This is a genomic window from Sinorhizobium kostiense (genome assembly GCF_017874595.1).
Classification (GTDB): Bacteria; Pseudomonadota; Alphaproteobacteria; order Rhizobiales; family Rhizobiaceae; genus Sinorhizobium; species Sinorhizobium kostiense.
The window spans coordinates 143,497-167,288 of record NZ_JAGILA010000007.1 but is presented as its reverse complement, the minus strand read 5'-3'; the positions used below and the strand labels follow the sequence as shown (position 1 = coordinate 167,288).

Annotated in this window: 18 protein-coding genes; 2 read left to right on the top strand and 16 right to left on the bottom strand. The window is 61.4% G+C overall.

Annotated features, from left to right (window positions below; genetic code table 11):
* Window positions 1–10 precede the first annotated feature (10 nt).
* From serS to J2Z31_RS22285, 11 genes are all read right to left on the bottom strand, one after another.
* Entirely contained in the window at window positions 11–1,294 is a 1,284-nt protein-coding gene (gene serS / locus J2Z31_RS22335; protein WP_209604760.1) for a serine--tRNA ligase, read from the bottom strand.
* Window positions 1,295–1,495: 201 nt separating this feature from the next.
* Entirely contained in the window at window positions 1,496–2,338 is an 843-nt protein-coding gene (gene tatC / locus J2Z31_RS22330) for a twin-arginine translocase subunit TatC (protein WP_209604758.1), read from the bottom strand.
* The gene (gene tatB, locus J2Z31_RS22325) at window positions 2,335–3,012 is read right to left on the bottom strand and encodes a Sec-independent protein translocase protein TatB (protein ID WP_209604756.1); all 678 of its coding nucleotides are present in this window, start codon (window positions 3,010–3,012) and stop codon (window positions 2,335–2,337) included. The genes tatC and tatB overlap by 4 nt, the downstream gene beginning before the upstream one ends.
* 73 nt (window positions 3,013–3,085) lie before the next feature.
* On the bottom strand, window positions 3,086–3,292 hold the full coding sequence (locus J2Z31_RS22320; RefSeq protein WP_034854629.1) for a twin-arginine translocase TatA/TatE family subunit: 207 nt from the start codon (window positions 3,290–3,292) through the stop codon (window positions 3,086–3,088).
* 92 nt (window positions 3,293–3,384) lie between these two features.
* Entirely contained in the window at window positions 3,385–4,494 is a 1,110-nt protein-coding gene (locus tag J2Z31_RS22315) for an ABC transporter ATP-binding protein (RefSeq protein WP_209604754.1), read from the bottom strand.
* 73 nt (window positions 4,495–4,567) lie between these two features.
* Window positions 4,568–5,305: an SMC-Scp complex subunit ScpB gene (gene scpB, locus J2Z31_RS22310; protein ID WP_209604751.1), complete on the bottom strand. Its 738-nt coding sequence runs from the start codon at window positions 5,303–5,305 to the stop codon at window positions 4,568–4,570.
* Complete coding sequence (locus J2Z31_RS22305; protein WP_209604749.1) at window positions 5,298–6,116, bottom strand: segregation and condensation protein A; 819 nt, start codon at window positions 6,114–6,116, stop codon at window positions 5,298–5,300. Before J2Z31_RS22305 ends, scpB begins: the two co-directional genes overlap by 8 nt.
* Before the next feature lie 214 nt (window positions 6,117–6,330).
* Window positions 6,331–7,347, bottom strand: a complete 1,017-nt coding sequence (gene nagZ / locus J2Z31_RS22300) for a beta-N-acetylhexosaminidase (protein WP_209604748.1) — start codon at window positions 7,345–7,347, stop codon at window positions 6,331–6,333.
* Between the two features lie 200 nt (window positions 7,348–7,547).
* The gene (locus J2Z31_RS22295; RefSeq protein ID WP_209604746.1) at window positions 7,548–10,484 is read right to left on the bottom strand and encodes an SPOR domain-containing protein; all 2,937 of its coding nucleotides are present in this window, start codon (window positions 10,482–10,484) and stop codon (window positions 7,548–7,550) included.
* Window positions 10,485–10,546: 62 nt separating this feature from the next.
* Entirely contained in the window at window positions 10,547–12,307 is a 1,761-nt protein-coding gene (gene argS, locus J2Z31_RS22290) for an arginine--tRNA ligase (RefSeq protein WP_209604744.1), read from the bottom strand.
* Between the two features lie 159 nt (window positions 12,308–12,466).
* On the bottom strand, window positions 12,467–13,684 hold the full coding sequence (locus J2Z31_RS22285) for a deoxyguanosinetriphosphate triphosphohydrolase (protein ID WP_209604742.1): 1,218 nt from the start codon (window positions 13,682–13,684) through the stop codon (window positions 12,467–12,469).
* 304 nt (window positions 13,685–13,988) lie between these two features.
* Here J2Z31_RS22285 and erpA point away from each other — a divergent pair, with 304 nt between their 5' ends.
* Window positions 13,989–14,318 carry an iron-sulfur cluster insertion protein ErpA gene (gene erpA, locus J2Z31_RS22280; protein WP_209605161.1) on the top strand — a complete coding sequence of 110 codons (330 nt, stop codon included), beginning with the start codon at window positions 13,989–13,991 and terminating at the stop codon, window positions 14,316–14,318.
* A 75-nt stretch (window positions 14,319–14,393) separates the two neighbouring features.
* Here the strand turns inward: erpA and J2Z31_RS22275 are convergent, their stop codons facing one another.
* A complete protein-coding gene (locus tag J2Z31_RS22275) occupies window positions 14,394–15,857 on the bottom strand; it encodes a phospholipase D-like domain-containing protein (protein ID WP_209604740.1) in 1,464 nt (487 codons plus the stop codon).
* A gap of 255 nt (window positions 15,858–16,112) precedes the next feature.
* On the opposite strand from J2Z31_RS22275, the gene xth reads away from it, so the two are divergent.
* Window positions 16,113–16,904: an exodeoxyribonuclease III gene (xth, locus tag J2Z31_RS22270; protein ID WP_209604738.1), complete on the top strand. Its 792-nt coding sequence runs from the start codon at window positions 16,113–16,115 to the stop codon at window positions 16,902–16,904.
* Between the two features lie 27 nt (window positions 16,905–16,931).
* Here xth and exoR read toward each other — a convergent pair whose 3' ends face one another.
* From exoR to J2Z31_RS22250, 4 genes are all read right to left on the bottom strand, one after another.
* Window positions 16,932–17,729 (bottom strand): exopolysaccharide production regulator ExoR, encoded by a 798-nt coding sequence (gene exoR / locus J2Z31_RS22265; RefSeq protein WP_209604735.1) that lies wholly within the window; start codon window positions 17,727–17,729, stop codon window positions 16,932–16,934.
* Between the two features lie 448 nt (window positions 17,730–18,177).
* The gene (locus J2Z31_RS22260; protein ID WP_209604733.1) at window positions 18,178–19,416 is read right to left on the bottom strand and encodes an OmpP1/FadL family transporter; all 1,239 of its coding nucleotides are present in this window, start codon (window positions 19,414–19,416) and stop codon (window positions 18,178–18,180) included.
* A gap of 433 nt (window positions 19,417–19,849) precedes the next feature.
* Complete coding sequence (locus J2Z31_RS22255; RefSeq protein WP_209604732.1) at window positions 19,850–22,690, bottom strand: valine--tRNA ligase; 2,841 nt, start codon at window positions 22,688–22,690, stop codon at window positions 19,850–19,852.
* Window positions 22,691–22,830: 140 nt separating this feature from the next.
* Complete coding sequence (locus J2Z31_RS22250; protein ID WP_209604730.1) at window positions 22,831–23,631, bottom strand: PopZ family protein; 801 nt, start codon at window positions 23,629–23,631, stop codon at window positions 22,831–22,833.
* Window positions 23,632–23,792 lie beyond the last annotated feature (161 nt).

Sequence of the window (23,792 nt, the reverse complement as noted above, 5' to 3'; positions counted from 1 at the left end):
CTGCCGGCGCTCAAGCCGCTTTCTCGATCCGTTTCAAGCCACCCATGTACGGAACCAGTACCTCCGGCACCGTGACGGAACCATCCTCATTGAGGTAATTCTCAATGACTGCAATCAGGGCCCGACCGACGGCGACACCGGAACCATTCAGCGTGTGCACGAATTTCGTTCCCTTGTCTTCCTTCGTGCGGTAGCGCGCATTCATGCGGCGGGCCTGGAAATCGCCGCAGACCGAGCAGGAGGATATCTCGCGATAGGTATCCTGACCCGGCAACCACACCTCGAGATCATAGGTCTTGCGTGCGCCGAAACCCATGTCGCCGGTGCAGAGCGTCATCACGCGATAATGCAGGCCGAGCCGCTTCAGGACTTCCTCGGCGCAGGCGGTCATTCGCTCGTGCTCATCGATCGAGCTCCCGGCGTCGGTGATCGAAACCAGCTCGACCTTGTTGAACTGGTGCTGTCGCAGCATGCCGCGGGTATCGCGCCCGGCGGAGCCCGCCTCCGAACGGAAGCAGGGCGTCAGCGCTGTGAACCGCAGCGGCAGCCTCTCGGCGTCGAGGATCTGCTCGCGCACCATATTCGTCAGCGGGACCTCGGCTGTCGGGATCAGCCAGCGCTCGTCAGTCGTCCGGAAGAGATCCTCCGCGAATTTCGGGAGCTGGCCCGTCCCGTACATCGCATCATCCCGGACAAGGAGCGGCGGCTGGACCTCGACATAGCCGTGCTCCCCAGTGTGCAGGTTCAGCATGAACTGACCGAGCGCTCGCTCAAGGCGCGCAAGCTGACCCGTGAGGATGGTGAAGCGGGAACCGGCAATGCGTGCCGCGCCTTCGAAATCCATGAAGCCGAGAGTTTCGCCGATCTCGAAATGCTCCAGCGGCTTATGATTCCATTGCGGCTTCGATCCGACGACCCGCGAAACGGCGTTGGCGCTTTCGTCCGCACCGACCGGCACGTCCTCGAGCGGAACATTGGGAATGCGCGACAGGGCATCCGTGAGTTCGGCCTCGAGCCGCCGGCTCTCGTCCTCGGCGGCCGGCAGGGCGTTCTTCAGTTCCGCGACCTCGGCCTTGAGCTTCTCCGCAAGCTCGCTGTTCTTCTCAGCCATCGCCGCACCAATTTCCTTGGAGGCGGCGTTGCGGCGGGACTGCATCTCCTGCAGCGAGGAAAGATTGGCGCGGCGGCGTTCATCAAGCGCGATCAGAGAAGCGGACAACGGCTCGGCACCCCGTTTCGCCAGGGCTTCGTCGAGCACGGCAGCATTCTCACGGATCCATTTGATATCGAGCATGATCGTCCCACGCGTTGGTTACTGCATGATCCCTTGAAGCGGCTCGACTTAAGGAATCACCGGCGTTTCTACTGCATGTCTTTGTCCCTAAATCGACCTCGATTTAAGGACAAAGACATGCGGCAATTCAAAGTGACAGCAGCCTTTCCGCGTCGGCGGACGCGCGCCACTGGCGGAAACGGACACGAGAGCGTCGGACCGTCAGCCCTTGGCGGGGCCGACCGTTCCGGAAGAACCTTCATGCGAAGAGGCTTCCTCGCGCGCGACGGCCTCGGCTGCTCGCTTCTTCTCGACGAGTCGCGCCGTATAGATTGAAATTTCGTAGAGAAGGATGGCTGGCAGTGCAAGACCGATCTGAGAAACGGGATCGGGCGGCGTGAGAACCGCGGCAACGACGAAGGCAATGACGATCGCGTATTTTCGCTTTTCCGCGAGCCCATCGGAGGTGACGAAGCCGACGCGCGCTAGCAGTGTCGTGATCACCGGCAACTGGAACACGAGCCCGAAGGCGAAAACCAGTGACATGATCAGGCTCAGATATTCCGAGACCTTCGGCAGGAGCTGGATCGCGACCTCGCCTTCCCCGCCGCCCTGCTCCATGGCGAGGAAAAACCACATCACCATCGGCGTGAAGAAGAAGTAGACAAGTGCGCCACCGAGCAGAAACAGGAGCGGAGAGGCAACCAGGAATGGCAGAAACGCGGCCCGTTCATTCTTGTAAAGACCGGGCGCAACGAACTTGTAGATCTGCGAAGCGATGACGGGAAAGGCGATGACCAGCGCGCCAAACATCGCAACCTTGATCTGCGTAAAGAAGAACTCCTGCGGCGCCGTATAGATTAGCTCGACATTGCGGTGGCTGAGCCCCGCCCAGCTCACTGCCCATTTGAACGGCAGGACGAGCAGGTTGAATAGCGGCTTGGCAAAATAGAAGCAGACCAGAAAGGCGATGAAAAACGCTCCGATCGACCAAATCAACCGCGAACGCAGTTCGATCAAGTGTTCGATCAGCGGCTGCGGCCGATCCTCGATATCGCCGCTCATGCGTCACCTTTCCTGCGCGACGTCGCGCGTGTCTTTCCACTCTTCGCCTCGGCCTGCACCTGGCCGGCAGCCGCTTTCTTGGCCGTCGACTTCTTCGAAGCCGCAGCACCGGCGGCGCCGTTCGCGGCAGGCTTGGCGGAGGCAGGCGCCGTTGGCGATGCTGAGTCGACCTTGGGTTTGACGACGCGCTTTGGCTTCGCCTCGACCGTCCGGGCCGCGGCCCGTGCCGGAGGCTCCGCCTCACGGCTGGCGGGACTGGCGGCGGGCGCTGCAATGGCTGCACCCGGGCTTGCCGGCTCCGCGGGCGCCGCCGGCACGCTCGCCGTCTCAGACACCGGCTCCGGAACAATCGGTTGCTCCGGTTTCACAGGCGCTGCAGCCTTCTGCAGATCGGACTTGATCTCGTCTCCGAGCTGGCGCAGGGGGTTCATCGCGTCCCGGAGCGTCGTTGCCGGATTGAGGCTCTGGGCATCGCTGATCGTCTTACGAACATCGTCGAGGTCCGCTTCGCGCAGGGCCTCGTCGAATTGCCGTCGGAAATCGGCGGCCATCCCACGCATCTTCGTAGTCGTTCGGCCGAAGGCCCGCAGCATTGGCGGGAGATCCTTCGGTCCAACGACCACGATCAAGACGATGGCAATAACGACAAGCTCGGTCCAGCCGATATCAAGCATCCGACGCGTCCTACAAACCCGTAACGCGGCCTACCGGGCACGCGCGCGCACCCGAGATCCGCCAACTCGATCGTCAGCGGACTTCGTCGGACTTGTGTTCGACGGTCTTTCCGTCGATCGACTTGTCGGCCGAAACGGCGTCGTCGTCGGTCATGCCCTTCTTGAAGTTCTTGATGCCCTTGGCAAGATCGCCCATCAGTTCCGGAATCTTGCCACGGCCGAACAACAGCAGCACGACTACCAGGACGATCAGCCAGTGCCAGATGCTAAAGGAACCCATCCACTTACTCCCTCGCGGCTTCGATGATCCAAAGCCATCACGTTGTCATTTTTCAGGCGGGCCTCGATCCACGCCTTCTCCTGAAAAGGACCCTAAGATGTCGCGGTGTCTTTTTCAAACACCAATATGTCGCGCTCGTTAACCGAAAGCGTGACGTCGCGCAATCCCGGCGGCAAGAGGTCGGCGCGGATCCGCGCCCTGACCGTCCGTTCGAACTGCGGTACAGCAAGCTCCAGGAGTTCGACGACACCCAGGAACCGCCGCGACACAATGCGCGCAGGAATTTCGCCGCCCTCCTCCTTCAATTGAAGGCCTGAGAGCCGCACTGCGACGCTCAAGGGCTGCCCCTCCTTGAATTCGCCAGCGAGTACGGTGCCTAACGGAGTCTCGGCGCGGCCGCCATGTACGCGGGCGTTGAAGACGTTGATCTCGGAAAAGAACCCGGCGGCGAAAAGGTTGCGGGGTTTGCGGTAAAGCTCGTCGGCCGTGCCGACCTGAACCAGGCACCCATCCTTCAGCAAGGCAATCCGGTCCGCCATGCGCATTGCCTCTTCCGCATCATGGGTGACGACGATTGCCGTTGCGCGCGTTTCGCGAAGGATTGCAAGCGTATCGGCACGGATGGAGTCCTTGAGGCGGGAGTCGAGACCGGAAAAGGGCTCGTCCATCAGCAGGACAGCCGGCCGCGGGGCGAGCGCGCGGGCAAGCGCGACACGCTGCTGCTCGCCGCCGGAAAGCACATGAGGATAACGCTCGCCGTAATGCAGCAGCCCCACGCGGTCCAGTGCCGCGTCCGCCTGAATGAGCGCCTCCTTCTTCGGCAGGGCGGTCAATCCGAAGGAGACATTCTCCCGAACGGTCATATGCGGAAACAGCGCGAAGTCCTGAAACATCAGACCGATGCCACGTTTTTCCGGTGGAAGAAAAACGGACGGCCCCGATATTTCCCTTCCGTTCAACAGAAGTCGGCCGCCGGTCTGCATCTCTATTCCGGCGGCAATCCGAAGCAAGGTCGTCTTGCCCGAGCCGGAAGGCCCGAGCAGGCAGAGCACCTCGCCAGCCTCGGCCTTGAGCGAGACCTCCTTTATCGTGTCCTTGGAATGATAACGGTGGCTGACGTTCTCGAATGCCAGGCTCGCCGCGAACGACACTCCGGGTCGCCTCGTCGGAGCGACGGTGCCGTTGAGCGAATCTGAAGCCATGCTCTGCAGTCCCTGAACCGATGGCATTCGGCCGCGCGTTTCCGCTTCCGAGCTTTAAAGCCGATATCGTTACTCAGGATTTGTAATCGTCTTCTTCTGCCTTCGGTGTCAAGAGGCCCAGTTCCTCGAGGTCCATTTGCGTGATCGGATCCTCGTTGTCGGAGAGCTCATCGTCCCCGACAGGGACCGGAATATGCAAGTTGGAGGGCACGCGGCCGGAGAGGAGACCGGCCCCTCTCAACTCCTCCATGCCTGGAAGATCGCGGATTTCCTCGAGCCCGAAATGGTCCAGGAAGTCCCGCGTCGTCCCGAACGTCACGGGACGACCCGGCGTGCGCCGGCGGCCGCGGAACCGAACCCAGCCGGCTTCCATCAGCACGTCGAGTGTGCCTTTCGATGTCTGGACCCCACGGATATCTTCGATCTCCGCCCGCGTCACCGGCTGGTGGTAGGCGATGATCGCCAGGACCTCGAGCGCAGCACGGGAGAGTTTTTTGACCTCCTGCTCATCGGTCTGGACGACGAAGGAGAGATCGGCCGCCGTGCGGAAAGCCCAATGGTCGGCGACCTGCATCAGGTTGACGCCGCGACCGGCATAGGCGGCCTTCAGCCGCGACATCACACGCCCGACATCGACCGCGCGCGGGATGCGGCTGGCGATGTAGGCTTCGGAAACCGGCTGTGCGGACGCGAAAACCAGTGCCTCGGCGATCCGCTCCGCCTCCTGCTCGAGCCCTGGGTCGACATCGGCTTCGCCGATCACTTCTTCGTCATCGGGTAATCCGGGCAAAGATCTTTGCGCCTCAGCCACGCGCCGCCTCCATTTCCGCCAAGGTCGCGGCGTCGATCGGCTTTGGGCCGCGCCGCAGATAGAGGGGGGCGAATGCACCCTCCTGCCGGATTTCCAGCCTTCCCTCTCGAACCATTTCCAACGAAGCGGCGAAAGAACTCGCTATCGCGGTGGCGCGCTCCTTCGGGCTTGCCATGTAACGAATGAGAAAACGGTCGAGCTCCGTCCACTCGTCGAGCCCGCCAATCATTCTGGCGAGGATCAGGCGCGCGTCGGCAAGCGACCAGACGTGGCGCCTCTCGATCGTCACCTGCGTGGTCGCTTGACGCTGCCTGAGCGTGGCGTAAGCCGACAGCAGGTCGTAGAGCGAAGCGTCATAGCCGGATTTCTTCTCAGCGATAATGTGCTCCGGCGCCCCGCGAGCGAAGATGTCGCGGCCAAGACGGCTGCCGTTGACCAGCCTCGTCGCGGCGTCCCGCATCGCTTCGAGGCGCTTCAGCCGAAAGGCAAGCGCCGAGGCCATCTCTTCCCCGGACGGTCCCTCATCCTTGGCCTGTTGCGGAATGAGCAGGCGAGACTTCAGATAGGCGAGCCAGGCCGCCATCACCAGATAATCGGCGGCAAGCTCGATGCGGATGGACCGGGCACGCTCGACGAAGGCGATATATTGCTCCGCAAGTGCCAAAACCGAGATGCGCGAAAGATCGACGCGCTGGCTGCGCGCGAGATGCAGCAGGAGATCGAGCGGTCCTTCGAAGCCGGCAATATCGACGACGAGTGCTTCCTCGTGCAGGCCCCGATCGGCGGATTCCTCCTGCCACAAAGGCTCCATCGGCGCCTTCGCCTGGGGTTGGCCCTGCCTTTCGCCCGAATTCACCACACCCTACCCTTTCGGCGCCGCCAGCGCCTATCTCATCCACGCGGCTAGCTGCATGTCTCCCAGATCGACCTCGATACAAGGGGCAAAGACATGCGGCGATTCAAAGTGCTACAGCGACCTTTGCGCGTCTCAATGCGCGGCGCTGTAGAAGCGAGTGTCGGCGGCTTCAAGCCAAGGCGAACATTGCATCGAATTCTGCCCGCAACGCCTCCTCGTCCGTACCATCGGGTTCCCGAAAGGCCGCCTCGGCCGCATTCGCCCGTCGCAACCGATCGCCGGCGAGTACCGGCACTGCATTCGCAACGGCCTTCATTTCTTCCACAATGCCGTGGCAATGCAAGACGAGATCGAGCCCGGCGTCGATAATCCCGCGTGCCCGCGTGCTCATGTCCCCGGCAAGCGCATTCATCGACACGTCGTCCGACATCAGCAGGCCGTCGAAGCCGATGTGGTCGCGAATGATCTCGCGAACGACCTTCGGCGATGTGGTGGCCGGGTTCTCCGGATCGATCGCCGTGAAAACCATGTGCGCGGACATGGCCATCGCCTCGTCCTTCATCGCGACGAACGGCAGGAAATCACTCGCCTTCAGCTCGTCCAGACTGGCGTTGACGACAGGCAGGCTGTGATGTGAGTCGACGAGTGTGCGGCCGTGGCCGGGCATGTGCTTCATCACCGGCAGCATGCCGCCTGCCTTCAAGCCCTCGCCCATCGCCTGTCCGATCGCCGTCACCGTTGCCGGATCATGACCGTAGGCGCGATTGCCGATGACGTCGTGGCTGCCGGGTACCGGCACGTCGAGAACCGGCAGGCAATCGACATTGATGCCGAAGCGCGTCAGGTCGAAGGCGTGCAGCCGGCCCATGAGCCAAGCGGCGCGCAGCCCGAGCGCATTGTCGCGCCGGTAAATATCTCCTATGGCCAATCCGCTTGGATATTGCGGAGCCAGCGGCGGGCGGATGCGCTGGACCCGTCCGCCCTCCTGGTCGATGAGGACGGGCGCCCTGGAATTGCCGATGCTGTCACGCAGGGCCGCTACCAGGTCGCAGATCTGCTCTCGCTCGCCGATATTGCGTCCGAACAGGATAAAGCCCCAGGGCCGTTCACCGGCGAAGAAGCTGCGCTCCTCCGTCGTCAGAAGATGGCCCTTGCAGCCGGAAATGAATGCTTTTGATTCGCTCATGCCAAAATCATAGTGCTCCGCGGCCCTGGAGTCTTTCCTCGTTACAAGGCAGCCAGGCAAACATTCCGCTTCAGCCAACAGATTGTTTCCCAGGCCAACAGATTGTTTCCCAGGAAGGGCTCCAACGCGCAGCTTCGCTGAAAAACAACAGGCGCGGCATCTCTGCCGCGCCCGTTTTTCCACTTGTCGACGTTTCGCTGCTACTTCGTTACGAGGCAGCTGCCGCCGGCACTCTTATAACGCGTGCAGAGCGCGTTTGCCTCCTCGCGCGAGCCGGCCGGTATTCTCACCCGGTAATAGGTGCCCTTGCCTGCGATCTCGGCCTTGCGGATATCGACGCCGCGACCACCGATGAGCTCCGCAAACTTTTTCGACAAATTGTCGTAGCTCTTCTGCGCCTCGGCTTCAGAGGGAAGCGAAGCGATCTGGACGACGTAGCTGCCGGGCGGCACAGATGCAGTGGCAAGCGGTGCCGTCGGAGCTGCGGCCGCGGTTTCCGGCGGCGTGTTTTCCGTACTCGCAGGGCCGCTTGCGGAAGTCCCAGGACGCGCCTGCGGCGCCGCAGCCGGTTCTCTGCCGACGGATGTGGTCTTGACGCTACGAACCGGTGTCAGGTCTTCCACGGGCGCCTCGGTCGGCTCCGCGAGCGCGACTTTCGGGGCTGAGGTTGGTTGCTCGACAGGCTTGATCTCCGACTGGGCGACGGCGACGGAGGCCTTGCCCTGCGTACCCGAAGTGCCCGCCTCGGCCGAGGCGCTTGCAGAAAGTTGCTCGACAGGCTTGATCTCCGACTGGGCAATGGCGACGGCGGCCGTGCCTTGCGTACCCGAAGTGCCCGCCTCGGCTGTGGCGCTTGCCGGAATCTCCGCGGCCGCAGCAACAGCATTGTTCTCCGGCTGAACCGTGGGCTCGTCGCGAGGCACGAGCGTTCCGTCCGGCTTGACAATCATCGTGCGAACCTTGCGGGGCGCGAGGGCGGGCGCCTTCTCGTCTTCCGCCACGGCGGCGTCTGCGGCCCCGTCCGGCATCAGGCGCGCCGTTTCGGCGTCTTCCGCATCGGAAATCCCTGGCAATGCGTCATCGTCATAATCATTGCCTTCAAGAGGCAGATTTTCAGGTGTCAGCGTCCTCTGCACCACGTCAACCGGCTCTTCCGTGGTGGAGACGAGCGCCTCCTGTCGCGGCGCTTCACTCTTCTCACCCGCAACACGGTCGTAGACCGCCTTGTCCTGGTTGGGCACGGTCTTGCCGCCCTTCTCTTCGGGAACGACCTTCACCGGTTCCTTGTCGGCGAGGATGATCTTCGGACCGTCGCCGGTAATCGCGGCGGTGCTTCCTCCCATCCAGGCATAGACCCCGGCACCGCCGAGAATGATGATCCCGGCAACACTTGCCGCCCAGAGCATCGCCCGCTGCGAGCGGCGACCATATCCCTCTTCTTCCGCGTAGTCCTCGCCGCCGATACGGGGCGACGTTGCCAGGCGGTCGACGTCTTGCGCTTCGTTGCGGCGCTGTTCCATCGAGCGACGGAAATCCTCCTCCATCGCCTTTTCGAATTCCGCGAAATCGTCGATCGAGGCGAGCGGCGCCGCTCCGGCCGAAGCGACCGGCTTGGCAACCACGCTGCTGCCCTGCGGCGTTTCCTTCGCCTCGCGCCCGGGGCTCGCGAAGAGCTGCGCCATCTCGGCATCGATATCCAGGTCGTAATCGGTGGAATAGGAGACCGGTTTCTCCTCCGCCTCGATCGCCGGCAGTTGCGGCACATCCAGCTCGGCGATCGGCGCCACGCCGGTCTCGGTTTCACCGATCATCGCCGGATCGAAAGGCAACGGGTCGCCGGCTGGCAACTCTTCGGCGGCAACTGCGGGAGCCGGAGGCTCCTCCTGAGGTGCCTCCGGCAGGCTTGGCGCCGCCAGTGCCTGCAGGAAGGGCTGCTGGGCGGGCTCTACCAGCGCCGGATGCGCGACTACGGGCTGCCTGGTTTCCTGCTCGTCTGCCACAGCCGCCGGCGCTTTTTCCTCGCCTGGGTCCAAGTCCAGCCCGACATCGGCCAATTCGAGCTCGAAATCCTCGAAATCGAAGGTCGGCTCCGCCTCGACCTCGCTCTTGACGATCTCAGGCTCGGCGGCTGGCGCGGGCTGAGGCAGAACGGCGGCTGCCGGAGCAGTGGCAGGGGCCGGCGCTGCCGTTGGTGTTGCAAAAGCCCGCTGCGGGGAAACACCAACAGCCGAGGCGACTGGCGTTGCGCGACTGAACGTCGGCGTGAATGGGTAGCTGCTTTTTCTTGCCGACGGCACGGGCGCCTCTGCCACGACCGGCACGACTTCGACATCCGACGCGACGGCAGCTGTGGATGGTTCGACAGCGCCCGTCGCATGTCCGGTCTGCTCGGAAACCTGCCACTCGGACGGTGCTCCGACAGGCGGCTCGGCGGCCGCTACCGGGCTCTGAACGGCATCTGCCTGATCGGCCGCCCCCTCCGAAAGATCCAAATAAAGCGGTTCGAAGCTCTCGGTCCGCTCGATAGGTTTGCCGACCGGTTCAAACCGGGAGGAAAGCGGCTCCTGCCAGTCTTCGAATACGGGGGAATCCACAGCCTCGGGGGGCGAGCTCAGCTGCACGACATTGGAATCCTGCGGCTCCGCAGCGGAATGAGGCTCTTCCTGTCCGAGCGAAAGCTCGAGTTCGCGCTCGAGATCAAACGTCGTATCGACATCCGCCTTTGTCGGGGCCTCGACGTCTTGCGGCATGAAGGGCTCGACCGCATGGTCGCCGCCGGAGGCATCGGACTCGCCGGACGATTGCCCGACCGGTGCAACCACTTCCGTGTCTTCAACCGCAGTGACCGGTTCAACCGATCCGGCAGCCACAGTCGGGTGCTCGACAAGACCGCTGTCGGGATGAACCGGCTCGGCTCGGGGGGCATCATAGCTGTCGAAGGCGCGCAGCAGCTCCTCTTCGAGATCGAATACGGGATCGCGGCGGATCGCCTCCTGATGACGCTGCAGCTCCTGCAATTGCTGAACGGCTGGCCGAGCATCGTAACCGACAATGCGGGCAAGTTCGCTCAAAGGATCGTCATCGGCCAAAGTATCGAACTCCGCCGGGCCGCTTCGTGCGAATTGTTTGTCTGCCATACTCTCCACTCACAATTGCCTGCGTTGGTTGCCAGCGCATTGTGGGGAAATGGTGACACGACTTACCGCATCTCTTCCGGTGCCGAAGTGCCCGTTATCGACAGGCCGGACTTCAACACCGAGGCGACAGCATGCACCAGCCCAAGTCTGGCAATGCTCAATTCTCGGTTCTTATCGTTAACAAAACGTAATTCCGTATTTTCCTTACCCTTGTTCCAGAGTCCATGGAAGACTGCAGCAAGGTCATACAGGTAAAAAGCGATTCGGTGAGGCTCTTGCGAGAGAGCCGCGGACTCGACGACGCGGGGATATTCTGCGAGCTTTGCGACCAGCTGCAGTTCCGCAGGGTCGGCGATCGCGCCTATCACTGCGCCAGCAAGATCAATGGAAGACAGGTCAAGATCAGGAAACGCCTCCCGAGCCTGGCGGAAGACGGAGCAGCAGCGCGCATGCGCATACTGTACGTAAAAGACGGGATTATCCTTTGACTGCTCCGTCACCTTGGCGAAGTCGAAATCGAGCGGCTCGGAGCTCTTCCGGTAAAGCATCATGAAGCGGACCGGATCGCGGCCGACCTCGTCGACCACGTCGCGCAATGTCACGAAGTCTCCCGAGCGCTTGGACATCTTCACCGGCTCGCCACCGCGATAGAGCTTGACCAATTGGCAGAGCAGAACCGTCAGCTTCGCCCGGCCTTCGGAGATCGCCCGCGCCAATGCCTCCAGCCGTTTTACATAGCCGCCATGGTCGGCGCCGAGAACGTAGATCATCTCGTGAAAACCGCGGTCGAATTTGTCCTTGAAGTAAGCAACATCGGCCGCAAAGTAAGTATAGCTGCCGTCGGACTTGATGAGCGGCCGGTCGATGTCGTCTCCGACCTCGGTCGAGCGGAAGAGCGTCTGTTCACGATCCTCCCAATCCTCGGGCAGTTGCCCCTTGGGCGGCGGCAAGGTGCCCTTGTAGACATGGCCCTTGAATGTCAAGTCGTTGATTGCGGTGCGGATTCGCGCGGCGCCATTGTCGTGCAATGCCCGTTCCGAGAAGAAGACGTCATGATTGACGTTGAGCGCCGCAAGGTCCTCGCGGATCATCGCCATCATCGCGTCGATCACGCGCTCCCTGACGAGCGGCAGCCACTTGTCCTCCGGCATGATCCGGAGACTGGTGCCGAACTCATCCGCAAGCGCCTCGCCGACCGGAACGAGATAGTCGCCCGGATAGAGTCCTGGCGGGATCTCGCCGATCTCCTCGCCGAGAGCCTGGCGGTAGCGCAGGAACGCCGAACGCGCGAGCACATCGATCTGCGAACCGGCGTCGTTGATATAATATTCCTTGGTGACATCGTAGCCGGCAAAGGCGAGAAGGTTGGCAAGCGCGTCGCCGACAACAGCGCCTCGGCAATGGCCGACATGCATCGGCCCGGTCGGGTTGGCGGAAACATATTCTACGTTCACCTTGCGCCCGGCGCCGACGCTGCTGCGGCCATAATCGGTCGCCTCCCTGACGACCGTGGCCAGCAGCCTCTGCCAGTAGGAGACCGAAAGACGGACATTGATGAAGCCGGGTCCGGCGACGGAAACGTCCGCCACTTCCGGATCCTGGCGCAGCTTCTCGATGATGATGTCCGCAAGAGCGCGCGGATTCGTCCCCAGGCCCTTGGCGAGAACCATCGCCGCATTGGTCGCAACGTCACCATGGCTGCCATCGCGCGGCGGCTCCACATTGATGCGGCCGAAGTCCAGATCTGATCGCTTTTCACGAACAATATCAATCGATTCTAGAATGTTCTTAATTCTCGATTCGAAGTCTGTGAAAAGATTCATCTGATCCGTCCGCTCTTTTCAGCCCAATTGGAGCTTAGATCACGCCGCAGCGGGATGCGCGCGGAAACCGCATGCATCTCCTCATCATCCCGCTCTGGCGCAAAACTCAAAAGGAGGCCGGGTCCGTGGGGAACCTCGAGCCTCCGCGCGGGGGCGTCACTACCGCAAATCGGGCGTGTGGTCAAACAAGCGCCTGTGCACGCTGATCGCGAACGTGTCGGTCATGCCGGCCAGATAATCCCCCACATGGCGGGCCCGGGCCGGCTCCGCCATTCCGGCAATCCGATCGACCCAATAGTGTTCCCTCATCAATTGCGGGTCCGTCATAAACGCGCGAAAAAGGTCGGTGACAATCGCCGCCGCCCCCTGCCGGACGCGCATCACGTCCGGGTGCCGATAGATCCTCGTCATCAACAGGTTCTTGATCTGCCGGTCGGTCTCGCTCATCTCCTCAGAGAAGGTCGCGATTACTTTGCCTGCTTTGCGCACCTCGTCCACACTTTCGGGCCGGATCTCGCTCAAGCGGGCCTGTGCAACCCCGATGACGTCCTCGACCATTGCGGTTATCTGCCGGCGCATGATCTCGTGAGTGAACCGAGTGGGCTCGAGGCCGGGGTAGCGGTCGTTCACCTCGCGCATCAGCCGGGCGAGGAAGGGCACCTCCTCCAGCATCTCGAATGTGAGGTAGCCGGCGCGCAGGCCGTCGTCGATATCATGGGTATTATAGGCGATATCGTCGGAGATTGCTGCAATCTGAGCCTCGAGGCTGGCAAAACTCGCCAGTTCCAGGTCATGGATCGCGCAATAATCGAGGATCGGCTGCGGCACCGGACCGCGCGTTCCCTCGCCTTCGGCCGCGGTCAGCGGTCCGTTGTGCTTGACGAGGCCCTCGAGGCTCTCCCAGGTGAGATTGAGACCATCGAATTCCGCGTAGCGCCGCTCCAACTTGGTGACGATGCGCAACGACTGGGCATTGTGGTCGAAACCTCCATATGGCTTCAGCGCCTCGTCCAGAGCATCCTCGCCGGTATGGCCGAACGGCGTGTGACCGAAATCATGGACGAGGGCAACGCCCTCCGCGAGATCCTCATCGAGCTTCAGCGCACGCGCCAGGGCGCGCGCGATCTGGGCGACCTCGATCGTGTGCGTCAGTCGCGTGCGATAATGGTCGCCGTCGGCGGCGATGAAGACCTGCGTCTTGTGCTTCAGACGGCGAAACGCCGTCGTATGGACGATACGGTCGCGGTCGCGCTGGAAGTCGGAGCGCGTGGGGCTCATGGTCTCCGGATAGAGGCGGCCGCGCGAGGCCCATGGATTCGACGCGAACACGGCATGTTCACCGTAACCGAAACCGAGAGCCTGTTTGTCGAAAGTCATTTGACACCTACCGAAGCCATCCCATTGACGGGGCATTCGCGCCTTCATACCTATAGTATGCGTTACAAGGAAGGAGTGAGGGCTATCGCCCAATTCCTCGGGGCAGACAAAAGCTTGACGAAGATCGGCTCTTGTTCGTCCGATTGTAACGCTACTGCATGTCTTCTTAAATCGACCTCGATCTAAGGCCAAAGACATGCAGCCACTCAAAGTTACAGCGACCTTTGCGCGCCCGAAATGACCGGCGCCTCTAGGACGGCAGCGAAATCTCTCCGGATCTTGACCCCGGCAGGAGGCAGACATGATGCAGGAACCAATCACCCTTTCGGACGCGGCGGCAAAGCGAATCGCGGCCATACTCCAAGCCGAAAACGACAAGACTGCGATGCGCGTCTCCGTCGAAGGCGGCGGCTGCTCCGGCTTCTCCTACAAGTTCGACCTGGTGGACAAGGAGAACGAAGACGACCTCGTTCTTGAAAAGGGCAATGCCAAGGTCCTGATCGACAGCCTGTCGCTGGTTTACATGGGCGGCTCGGAAATCGACTTTGTCGACAATCTGCTCGGCCAATCCTTTCAGATCAAGAATCCGAACGCGGTCGCAAGCTGTGGCTGCGGCACGAGTTTTTCGATCTGATATGACAGAGCCTTTCATATCTGAATGGAAACATTCCGGCCGTTCGGGTTGGCTGAAGCGCTCGACTGGTTCGGTCTAGAGATATGGCGAGCCGAGCCAGAGCAGACGATTGGCGAGGCGGCTGAGGAAAGGCTCCTCCTTCAGGGTCGCGAGTGTCACCTCATCTGCCGTTGAGCGTAACGCGCAGATCTTCTCGTTCAGCGCCTGCGAAAAGGCTTCGTCAACGATCTCGAGATCGATCTCGAAGTTCAGCCGCAGTGAGCGTGGATCGAGATTGCTCGATCCGACAAAGGCCCAATGCCCGTCGACGACGATTAGCTTTGAATGGTTGAAGGCCCCTTTTGCCCGCCACACGCGGCAATGGCCCTTCAAAACCTGATCGAACTGCGCTGTCATCGCTCGGTCCACGAGGGTGAGATTGTTGACGGCGGGAACGACGATGTCCACCTCGACCCCCCTGCGTGCGGCCGTTACCAAGGCGCTGATGAGTTCCCTGTCCGGCAGAAAATAGGGCGACATCAGCCGTATATGCTTGCGCGCAATCGAGAATGCTCCCATCAGCATCTTGTGATTGGTTTCGTTGGTATTGTCGGGTCCGGTAGGAACGGCCCGCATCAGCACCGAGGGCACGCCTTCGAGCGTCTCGGTTTCCGGCAGTTGCCAGGCGTCGCCTGCCAGAATCTCGCCGCTGGCGAATTGCCAGTCCTCCGCCGCGACCTGGAAGATGTCGGCGACGATCGGCCCTGTCACACGGAAATGCGTATCGAAGGCGGCCTCGCCACCCGCGATTTCAGTCGTGAATCCCGCGCGGATGTTCATGCCTCCGGTAAAGGCCACCGCGCCATCGACCAGGAGGATCTTGCGATGTGTCCTGAGATTGGCATAGGGCAATCTCAGGCCCATGATGATGTTGCCGTTGAAGACCGCGGTCGGCACCCCCTTTTCCAACAGATATCCGACAATGCTCGGGACGGAGTAGCGGGCCCCGACCGCGTCGATCAGCACCCGCACACTGACGCCGCGCTTCATGGCGGCAACGAGCGCATCGGCGAAGCGCAGCCCGATGTGGTCGCGATCGAAGATATAGCTTTCCAACAAAATGCTCCGGCGCGCTTCGGCGATCTCCGTGAGCATTGCCCCGTAGACATCGTCACCCCCCTCCAGCATGGTGATGTGATTGCCCGTCGACATCGCAAAACGAGAGACCCGGTCTCCCAGGATCTTCATCGCCGCAAAGCGATGGCCGAACCGGATCGCCACCTGTTCGTGACTGACGTCGAAACGAAGGAACGGATCGGGGCCGTTGGAGCGCAACAGCGACCGCTGTAGACCGAGTGACGATCGGCGCATCCGGTTGATGCCGGCGACCGCGTAGATCGCCGCGCCAACGATCGGCGACAGCAGAATCACACCGACCCAGCCGGCGGCCGCGCGGACATCCTCCTTTGTCATCGCTGCGTGTAAGATCGCTGGCGCGCCCAGTGCGAACGACAGGAGCGCCAGAAAGTGCGGCCAATAATTCTCGATGAACTCAATCATGCGCGGGACTATAGACGCACAGAAAGCGGAATCAATTCCTGTGCGGCGGCCATGAGCCCGGCTCGGGTGCGTTCCAACGACGATAGGATGATTGTTGCATCTATCGGGTTTCTCGGGAGAATTTCGACTGAATGATTCCCGATGCGGGTTCCAGACCTCGGGGCTCATCGCGCATCTCAATGGACGCGTGACGCTGCACCCGCTACAACGATTCTGACCTAGGCCTCCCCAAGAAGAAGGGCAAATGCTGTTCCCATGAAGATCGCCACCTGGAACATCAACGGCGTCAAGGCGCGAGTCGACAGCCTCCTCGCCTGGCTCAAGGCATCCGATCCGGACATTGCCTGCCTACAGGAGATCAAGGCTGTGGACGAGGCCTTTCCAAGGTTCGAGATCGAGGCCCTCGGATACCATGTGGAAACGCATGGCCAGAAGGGCTTCAACGGTGTGGCGCTGATTTCGAAACGCCGACCGGACGAAGTCATCCGGGGCCTGCCTGGAGAAGATTCCGACGGGCAATCCCGCTTCATCGAAGGCGTGTTTTCCGTCCGGGGCGGCGCGATTCGCGTTTGCTGCCTTTATCTCCCGAACGGCAATCCGACGGGGACGGAGAAATATGCCTATAAGCTTAGATGGATGCAGCGCCTGACGGCTTTCGCTGAGCAGCGGCTCCAGCTCGAGGAACCGCTGATCCTTGCCGGGGATTACAACGTCATCCCGGAAGCCCATGATTGCTGGGACGTGAAGGTCTGGAGGGACGATGCGCTCTTCCTGCCGGAAACCCGCGCCGCATTCCGGCGACTGCGCAACCTCGGCTTCACCGATGCCGTGCGTGCAACCTCGGACGAGGTGCCGCTCTATTCCTTTTGGGATTACCAGGCAGGCTGCTGGCAGAAGAATTTCGGGATTCGAATCGACCATCTGATGCTGTCGCCGGAAGCGGCTGACAAGCTCCTGTCGACATCGATCGAAAAACACCTCCGGTCCTGGGAAAAGCCATCGGACCATGTCCCCGTGACCGCGGAGTTCGCCTTCGAGGCTCTGTAGAGCGGCTACTCGGGATAGCCCCGCGCCTTATTGGTGAAGGTGCATGTTCTGCGCCATCGAGATCGCGACGCGGCGGTCGTCCTCGCTCGCCAGTGAGAAGGCCTGTTCCTGCATGGGCTGCAGCCAAGAGCGTTCCTTCGGCGAACACTGGTCGAGCGCTGCGGTCATGTATGCGAGACCACGGACGATCTGGCCTTCCTGGAAAATGACGCTGCCGAACACGCCCATGGCACCGGCGTGACCGTTCTTGCGCGCCCGATTCAGCCATTTCTTGGCCTGTTGGACGTTGACGCTGCCGCCCTCGCCGGAAAGCAGCATACGAGCTAGCTGGAACTGCGCCTCGGCGATGCCGAAGGTCGAGGCGGCCTGGAAGTACAACTGGCGTGCCCGCGTCAGGTCAACCTGCACCGGACTATCCGGGATGCCGCGCCGGTAGTAGCCGGCTAGGGAGATCAGCGCGTTGACGAAATAACCCGTGTCCTCGGAACCCGGCTCAACACCCTGCTGCGCGATTTCGCTATAGATCTTGAACGCTTCGAGGTCGTTTTCAGCGACGCCGTCGCCATAGGCGTACATGTTGGCGAGAGCCCAGCGGGAGCCCGTGTGCCCCTTTTCGGCGGCGTAACGATAGGCCTCGACCGCCTCGTCCTTCCGACCGTCCTTGTAGGCGGAAAAGCCGAACTTGAAGAGCGCGAACGGCCCTGACTCCTTGGTTACGCCCGCGCCCGGATCGAACGCCCTGGCCGGCCATGCCGTGGTTGCGCCCACTGCCAGCGACATGCCAAGCACCGCAACCCTCAGCGATCTGAATTCCCCTGCGCACATCACAATCAGCTTCTTTCGTTCCAGCCGGCCACGCCGAACCCACCACCGCTGCAAGCATCGACCCGCAGACGGCGCACCGTCATGCGAGCATTCACCGAGGTCGACTCCGCCCGGTCATGCCGGGCGCCGCACGCATTCGCCACCCCGCAGCCAGCACTAGGCCCGCTGCGCATCACACGCCGATTGCCAGGGGATGTCACGACAGCACACAAACTCAGCCAACCTCAAACGCAAGCACAGTCCTCGTTCGCACGTTTGTCGCTATCATCGGTGCTCTCATTTTGTGGCGGGAAATGGACATGATCGATCCGCGCGCTACACTAGCAAAACCATAGCGATTAATGTGTTGCTGAATCGTCACATTCACAATTGCTTATAAGCCGCAAGCAGTGACCCATGGCAAAAGGCCCGGCGAAGGGGCCGGGCCTCGAACATCTGAGGAAGAGGATCAGAATTTGACTTTCAGTGACGTGGAGATAGCGCCAACGAAGTCGTTGTCGAAGTCGTAGGCGACGTCGGTACCGTAGGTCTCACCTTGATAGGTCTTCGTCCCGGAACTGCCGCTGGTCAAGATGCCTGCCGCACCAGCGAACCGAAGCTCCACGTTTTCTGTCGGGGTGTAGGATACACCGGCACCGAGCGTCCAAGTGTCCGTCTGCGCCCCTATCCCGGTGCTGGTACCGCGATCCCAGGTCAAGCTTAGCGCGCCGCTCCATTGGTCATTGAATTTGTGACCGATACCACCCGTGATCGTCCAGCCATCGCGGTAAAGAAGATCGAGGCTGGTACATGGCGTAGTATTCGTGACGGTGCCTGGGCAGAATTTGATCACCTGCAACTGGCTCCAGTCGGTCCATTTTACCGAACCGAAGGCGAGCCAGTCGGGCGCTATGCCGGATTGAAGCTTGAGTTCCAGTGAATCCGGCATTGATGCGGACCCCTGGACATCATATTTAGTGAGGCCCACGTTGGTTATATCAATAAAGCCGTCCAGGCTATCGAGGTCTACAGCGCTATTGTAAACGAGACTCGCCCGCATTGCGTACTCGGGGATTTCGTAGGCAACACCGGTACGCCACCCCCAGCCACTATCCTCGAGTTCAAGGCGGCCGACGCCTGAAAGCCCGCCCAGCACAACGGGATCCTGGACAAGTCGCTCCTTGAACCCACTGACTTCCTGGTAGAAGACGCCACCGATCACTCGAATGAAGCCGGTCCCCATCTGCCACTTGTAAGAGCAGGTGGCAGCGTAATTGTCGCTTTCAACCTTGGTTTCGATGTTGTGGTTAGCGCCGGCCCAGTTGATACCAGGATTGGCGTGAGCCCCCCAAGGCTGCGAATAGTCCGCCATACAGTCGACACTGTCACCCAAGGCAGCCTTGAAACCGATTCTAGGTACCCAATAGCTCTCCGTGTCGTCTGCGCGATTGGGGCGGGAGTTCAGGTTGCCGCCACCGAATTCGTCTGTGAACGGATTTGTAAATTCAGTGTCCGTATCCACTACATTCTTCAGCTTGCGCTGCGGGTTGACATAGGTTGCCGTGCCTTCAACCGCGTAATCCGAAGGATCGAACAGCAGATCGATATTGTAGCCGCCGCGCTCGAGGCCCCCGGCCTGTGCAGCCGACGCCACGAGCAGCCCGGCGACCGCCGTCAGAACGCCCTTCTTCAGTTCTTTTCGAGCCATTCAGCTCCTCCCCTGCAATTCACGACTGCGACAATTCATCCCGGTCCGCAGTTGACGGAATATTCCTTACGAGAACGTCAAATGGCAAACAGCACGTCCGCGCTTAACCCGACAAACCGGGCCATCAAATTTACGTAAGAATTTCATGATTCGGACATGAACTTAGGAAATCAGAAGAAAGTTCTACTGACGTCGGTTTTCAACTTCATCAGCAGATTTTTATTCCAATTTGATCGCAGTGTGTGACACAGGAACAACAACTTTGCTTTTTGCGGACTGCCGTGCCGCGCCGTCCTTGTCCAGGCGAGCTTTAAAGCCTAAGCGTGTGACTTGGTTATTCTCAACCGCGCGAAAGCCGACTCGGGTTTGAAGCAAAGAAAAACCCGCGGCATCGCTACCGCGGGATCTTATTTTCCCTCAGCATGGGAGCGGGTCAGCCCGCTTCCGCCACACGGCTCAAGGCGACGCCGAGCGAGTCCCGCTGCTGGTCGAGTTCCGCCAGCCGCTCGCGCTCGGCCTCTACCAACTCAGGCTTGGCGTTGGCCACAAACTTCTCATTGGCGAGCTTGCCGAGAATCCTCTGCCGCTCGGCCTCGACCTTGGCGATCGCTTTCTCGAGCCGGGACTTTTCGGCCGCGAGATCGATCAGATTGCCGAGCGGGAGGCAGGCGGTTGCCTCGCCGATGACGATCTGGGCACTCCCGCGCGGCGCGGCGCCCGCATGCTCGATGCTCTCCACCCTCGCCAGCCGCTTGATGGCAGAGGCATGCCGGTCGAGCCGCTCGCCGGTCAGCCCCTTGGCGCCAACGATCACGAGCGGTGCCATTGACGCCGGAGGGACGTTCATTTCCGCGCGGACCGAGCGAATACCCGAGACAAGCTCGATCAGCCAGTTGATCTCGTCCGCGGCGGCATCGTCGGCATAGAAGGCCGCGGGCCATTCGGCATGGCAGAGCAGCGTCGTGCGCCCGCGGCCGGGGCCGGCCGTCTTATCCCATAGCTCTTCGGTCATGAAGGGCATGAAGGGGTGCAGGAGCTTGTAGATCTCGTCCAGGACATAAGCCACGCAGGCCTGGGCTTCGCGCTTTGCGGCTTCGTCCTCGCCATTGAAGACCGGCTTCAAGAGCTCGAGATACCAGTCGCAGAACTGGTTCCATACGAAGCGGTAGAGGCTTCCGGCCGCCTCGTTGAATCGGTAATTCTCGATCGCCTCCGTCACATCGCGGATCGTGCGCGAGAGCTCCGTCAGGATCCAGCGGTTGACCGTGAGCGCGGTCGCTTCGGGAATGAACCCTTCGCTGCTCGTCGCGCCGTTCATCTCGGCGAATCGCGTGGCGTTCCAAAGCTTGGTGCCGAAGTTGCGGTAGCCGGCGATGCGTGCCGGGTCGAGCTTCACGTCACGCCCCTGCGCCGCCATGATCGCCAGTGTGAAGCGCAGCGCGTCGGCGCCGTACTCGTCGATCAGCTCCAACGGGTCGATGACGTTGCCTTTCGACTTCGACATCTTCTGCCCGTTCTTGTCGCGGACGAGCGCGTGGACATAGACGGTATGGAAAGGTTCGACCGGCGTGCCGTCCGCATCCTTCATGAAGTGGAGCCCCATCATCATCATGCGGGCAACCCAGAAGAAGATGATGTCGAAACCGGTCACCAGAACATCGGTCTGGTAATATTTTTCGAGTTCCGGCGTTTCCGTTGGCCAACCGAGCGTCGAGAACGGCCAGAGCGCCGAGGAGAACCAGGTATCGAGCACATCCTCCTCGCGCGTCAGGATCTCGCCAGGCTTGAAGTTTTCCAGCAGGTCCTCGACATAGGCCTTCATCGGCCCTTCATGGGCGATATAGTGCTGGATCGCCGCGTGCAGCGCCTCTTCCTCCGTCCTTTCGACGAAGACCTGTCCATCGGGACCATACCATGCCGGTATCTGATGGCCCCACCAGAGCTGCCGTGAGATACACCAGGGCTGGATGTTCTCCATCCATTCGAAGTAAGTCTTTTCCCAGTTCTTCGGCACGAAGGTCGTCCGACCTTCACGCACCGCCGCGATCGCCGGCTTCGCCAAGGTCTTGGCATCGACGTACCATTGTTCCATCAGACGCGGCTCGATCGGCACGCCGCCGCGATCGCCATGCGGGACCACATGCTTGTGCGGCTCGATGTGATCGACGAGACCGGCCGCATCGAGAATCTCGACGATCAGCCTGCGCGCCTCGAACCTGTCCTTGCCCTCCAGCTGATCCCATGCGCCATGGAGGGCTGCAGGATGGTCGAGACCTTCGAGGAAGTCCTCATTGTTCTTGAGCGTGACCCGGCCGTCCGGGGTCAACACGTTGACGAGTCGCAGCCCGCGGCGCTTGCCGACCTCGAAATCGTTGAAGTCATGGGCCGGAGTCATCTTCACCGCCCCGGTTCCGGTCGTCGGATCGGGATATTCGTCAGCAACGATCGGAATGCGCCGGCCGACGATCGGCAGAATGACGTGCTTGCCGACGACACCCTTGTAACGCGCGTCGTCCGGGTGAACCGCGACGCCGGTGTCGCCGAGCATGGTTTCCGGGCGGGTCGTTGCTACGACAAGATAGTCTCTGGTCTCCCATTCTGTGGGATTGCCATCATCGTCGAAGGCGACCGGATGCTGATAGGTGACGCCCTCTTCCAGCGGATAGCGCAGGTGCCACAGATTGCCGTTGACCTCGACCTGCTCCACCTCGATATCCGAAATCGCCGTCTGAAGCTTCGGATCCCAGTTGACGAGGCGCTTGTCGCGATAGATCAGCCCATCCTTGTAGAGGCTGACGAACACCTCGATGACGGCCTCGGAAAGCCCCTCATCCATCGTGAAGCGTTCGCGCGACCAGTCGCAGGAGGCGCCGAGCCGCTTCAACTGATTGAAGATCTGCCCGCCGGATTCGGCTTTCCACTCCCAGACCTTCTCGACGAAAGCTTCTCGACCCAACTGCCGGCGGTGCTGCTGGGTTTCCATCAGTTTCCGCTCGACGACCATCTGCGTCGCGATGCCGGCATGGTCCATGCCCGGCTGCCAGAGCACGTCCTTGCCGCGCATGCGCTCGAAGCGAACCAGGACGTCCTGCAGCGTATTGTTGAGCGCATGGCCCATGTGCAGGGAACCGGTGACGTTCGGCGGCGGGATTACGATGCAGAAAGGCTCTGCGCCCGGCTTTGCGCCCGCGCCGGCACGAAACGCGTTTTCATCGTCCCACTTCTTTGCGATGCGCGGGTCGACGGAGGCGGAATCGTAGGTCTTGTCAAGCATTCTGTGGGGGCCGCTTTTGGAGATTGATGTCAGCGTCCTGTAAACCGGATGGGCCGGCGCAAGTCAACACAAGCGGGCAAAAAGGCGGCGTCCGGCACGCAGCCTTCATCATCTCGCTACGGCATTCTTAGAGGGAGACTTTAGCGCCTCGGACCGCGCGCGACGCGCTCGATTTCCTCGCGGACCAGCTTCTCGACCAGCGTCGGCAGATTGTCGTCGAGCCACTCCTGGAGCATCGGACGAAGCATGGCTTCGGCGATCTCGTCGAATGAGCGCCTCGGCCCCTGTTCCACCGCATGCGCCAGATCGTCGAAGGCACGCGCAACCTGCCGGCCGACGGCGGGCGACACAATAGCGCCCCCTTCCTTCTCCCCCTCACCAGCCGCTTTGGCAATTTCCGCCTGCGGCGGTGCAGACTGTCCCGGCACCTCGGCTGCCGCCGGAAGCGCCGGCTCCGAGGACGGCGTGGTCGCATCGGGCGCGGCGTCGGAACCGACGCTCGGCGCAGCGCCGGCGGACGAAGCGACGGCCGCCATGCGCGATGTCACCAAGGGACTATCTTGCATTGGGATCTCCTCCTCCCGCTCGCGTGCCGCGTAACTTGCCGCATGGCGCTCGGACGCCGCTCTGACACGTGCCGCCACATCGGCGAGAGAGAGCGGCGATGGCGGCACTGCGGCGGCGTCCGGAGCCGAAAGGGATGCGTTGATTGCATTGGCCGAGGGTCGCTCGGCCGACATGATGCCCTCTTGCGAAGAAGGGAACCCGGCGGTCTCGATCTCCGAGTCGATTGTCAATTCGATCTCGTCCTCGGTCGTTTCATCGAAACTTTGTCGCGCGGAGGATGCGCCTGGCGCCGTCTCATTGCTTTCGATGATCTTGCGAATGGATGCCAGAATTTCATCCATCGAAGGTTCTCGTGCGACGTTGAGCTGTGCCATTTCAATCCTCGTTTGCTCTGCGGTCGGGCACAGGTCGCAGCGCCTGCGTGCCGATTCCGCACAAACCTTAAGTGACTTCACGGGTGAAACAAACGCCGCGAATCAGCCTTGGAAATTCTTGCACAGATTTGTTTTTTGGGGCAGAGCCGGCCTTGGCGGCT

Bases quoted from the DNA above. Each gene is read 5' to 3' on its own strand.
- J2Z31_RS22250 (WP_209604730.1), bottom strand. From the start codon at position 23,631: ATGGCACAGCTCAACGTCGCACGAGAACCTTCGATGGATGAAATTCTG.
- tatB (WP_209604756.1), bottom strand. From the start codon at position 3,012: ATGCTTGATATCGGCTGGACCGAGCTTGTCGTTATTGCCATCGTCTTG.
- J2Z31_RS22315 (WP_209604754.1), bottom strand. From the start codon at position 4,494: ATGGCTTCAGATTCGCTCAACGGCACCGTCGCTCCGACGAGGCGACCC.
- J2Z31_RS22275 (WP_209604740.1), bottom strand. From the start codon at position 15,857: ATGATTGAGTTCATCGAGAATTATTGGCCGCACTTTCTGGCGCTCCTG.
- J2Z31_RS22260 (WP_209604733.1), bottom strand. From the start codon at position 19,416: ATGGCTCGAAAAGAACTGAAGAAGGGCGTTCTGACGGCGGTCGCCGGG.
- J2Z31_RS22255 (WP_209604732.1), bottom strand. From the start codon at position 22,690: ATGCTTGACAAGACCTACGATTCCGCCTCCGTCGACCCGCGCATCGCA.
- J2Z31_RS22305 (WP_209604749.1), bottom strand. From the start codon at position 6,116: ATGGAGCCTTTGTGGCAGGAGGAATCCGCCGATCGGGGCCTGCACGAG.
- serS (WP_209604760.1), bottom strand. From the start codon at position 1,294: ATGCTCGATATCAAATGGATCCGTGAGAATGCTGCCGTGCTCGACGAA.
- J2Z31_RS22295 (WP_209604746.1), bottom strand. From the start codon at position 10,484: ATGGCAGACAAACAATTCGCACGAAGCGGCCCGGCGGAGTTCGATACT.
- tatC (WP_209604758.1), bottom strand. From the start codon at position 2,338: ATGAGCGGCGATATCGAGGATCGGCCGCAGCCGCTGATCGAACACTTG.
- J2Z31_RS22285 (WP_209604742.1), bottom strand. From the start codon at position 13,684: ATGACTTTCGACAAACAGGCTCTCGGTTTCGGTTACGGTGAACATGCC.
- argS (WP_209604744.1), bottom strand. From the start codon at position 12,307: ATGAATCTTTTCACAGACTTCGAATCGAGAATTAAGAACATTCTAGAA.
- exoR (WP_209604735.1), bottom strand. From the start codon at position 17,729: ATGTGCGCAGGGGAATTCAGATCGCTGAGGGTTGCGGTGCTTGGCATG.
- erpA (WP_209605161.1), top strand. From the start codon at position 13,989: ATGCAGGAACCAATCACCCTTTCGGACGCGGCGGCAAAGCGAATCGCG.
- J2Z31_RS22320 (WP_034854629.1), bottom strand. From the start codon at position 3,292: ATGGGTTCCTTTAGCATCTGGCACTGGCTGATCGTCCTGGTAGTCGTG.
- xth (WP_209604738.1), top strand. From the start codon at position 16,113: ATGAAGATCGCCACCTGGAACATCAACGGCGTCAAGGCGCGAGTCGAC.
- nagZ (WP_209604748.1), bottom strand. From the start codon at position 7,347: ATGAGCGAATCAAAAGCATTCATTTCCGGCTGCAAGGGCCATCTTCTG.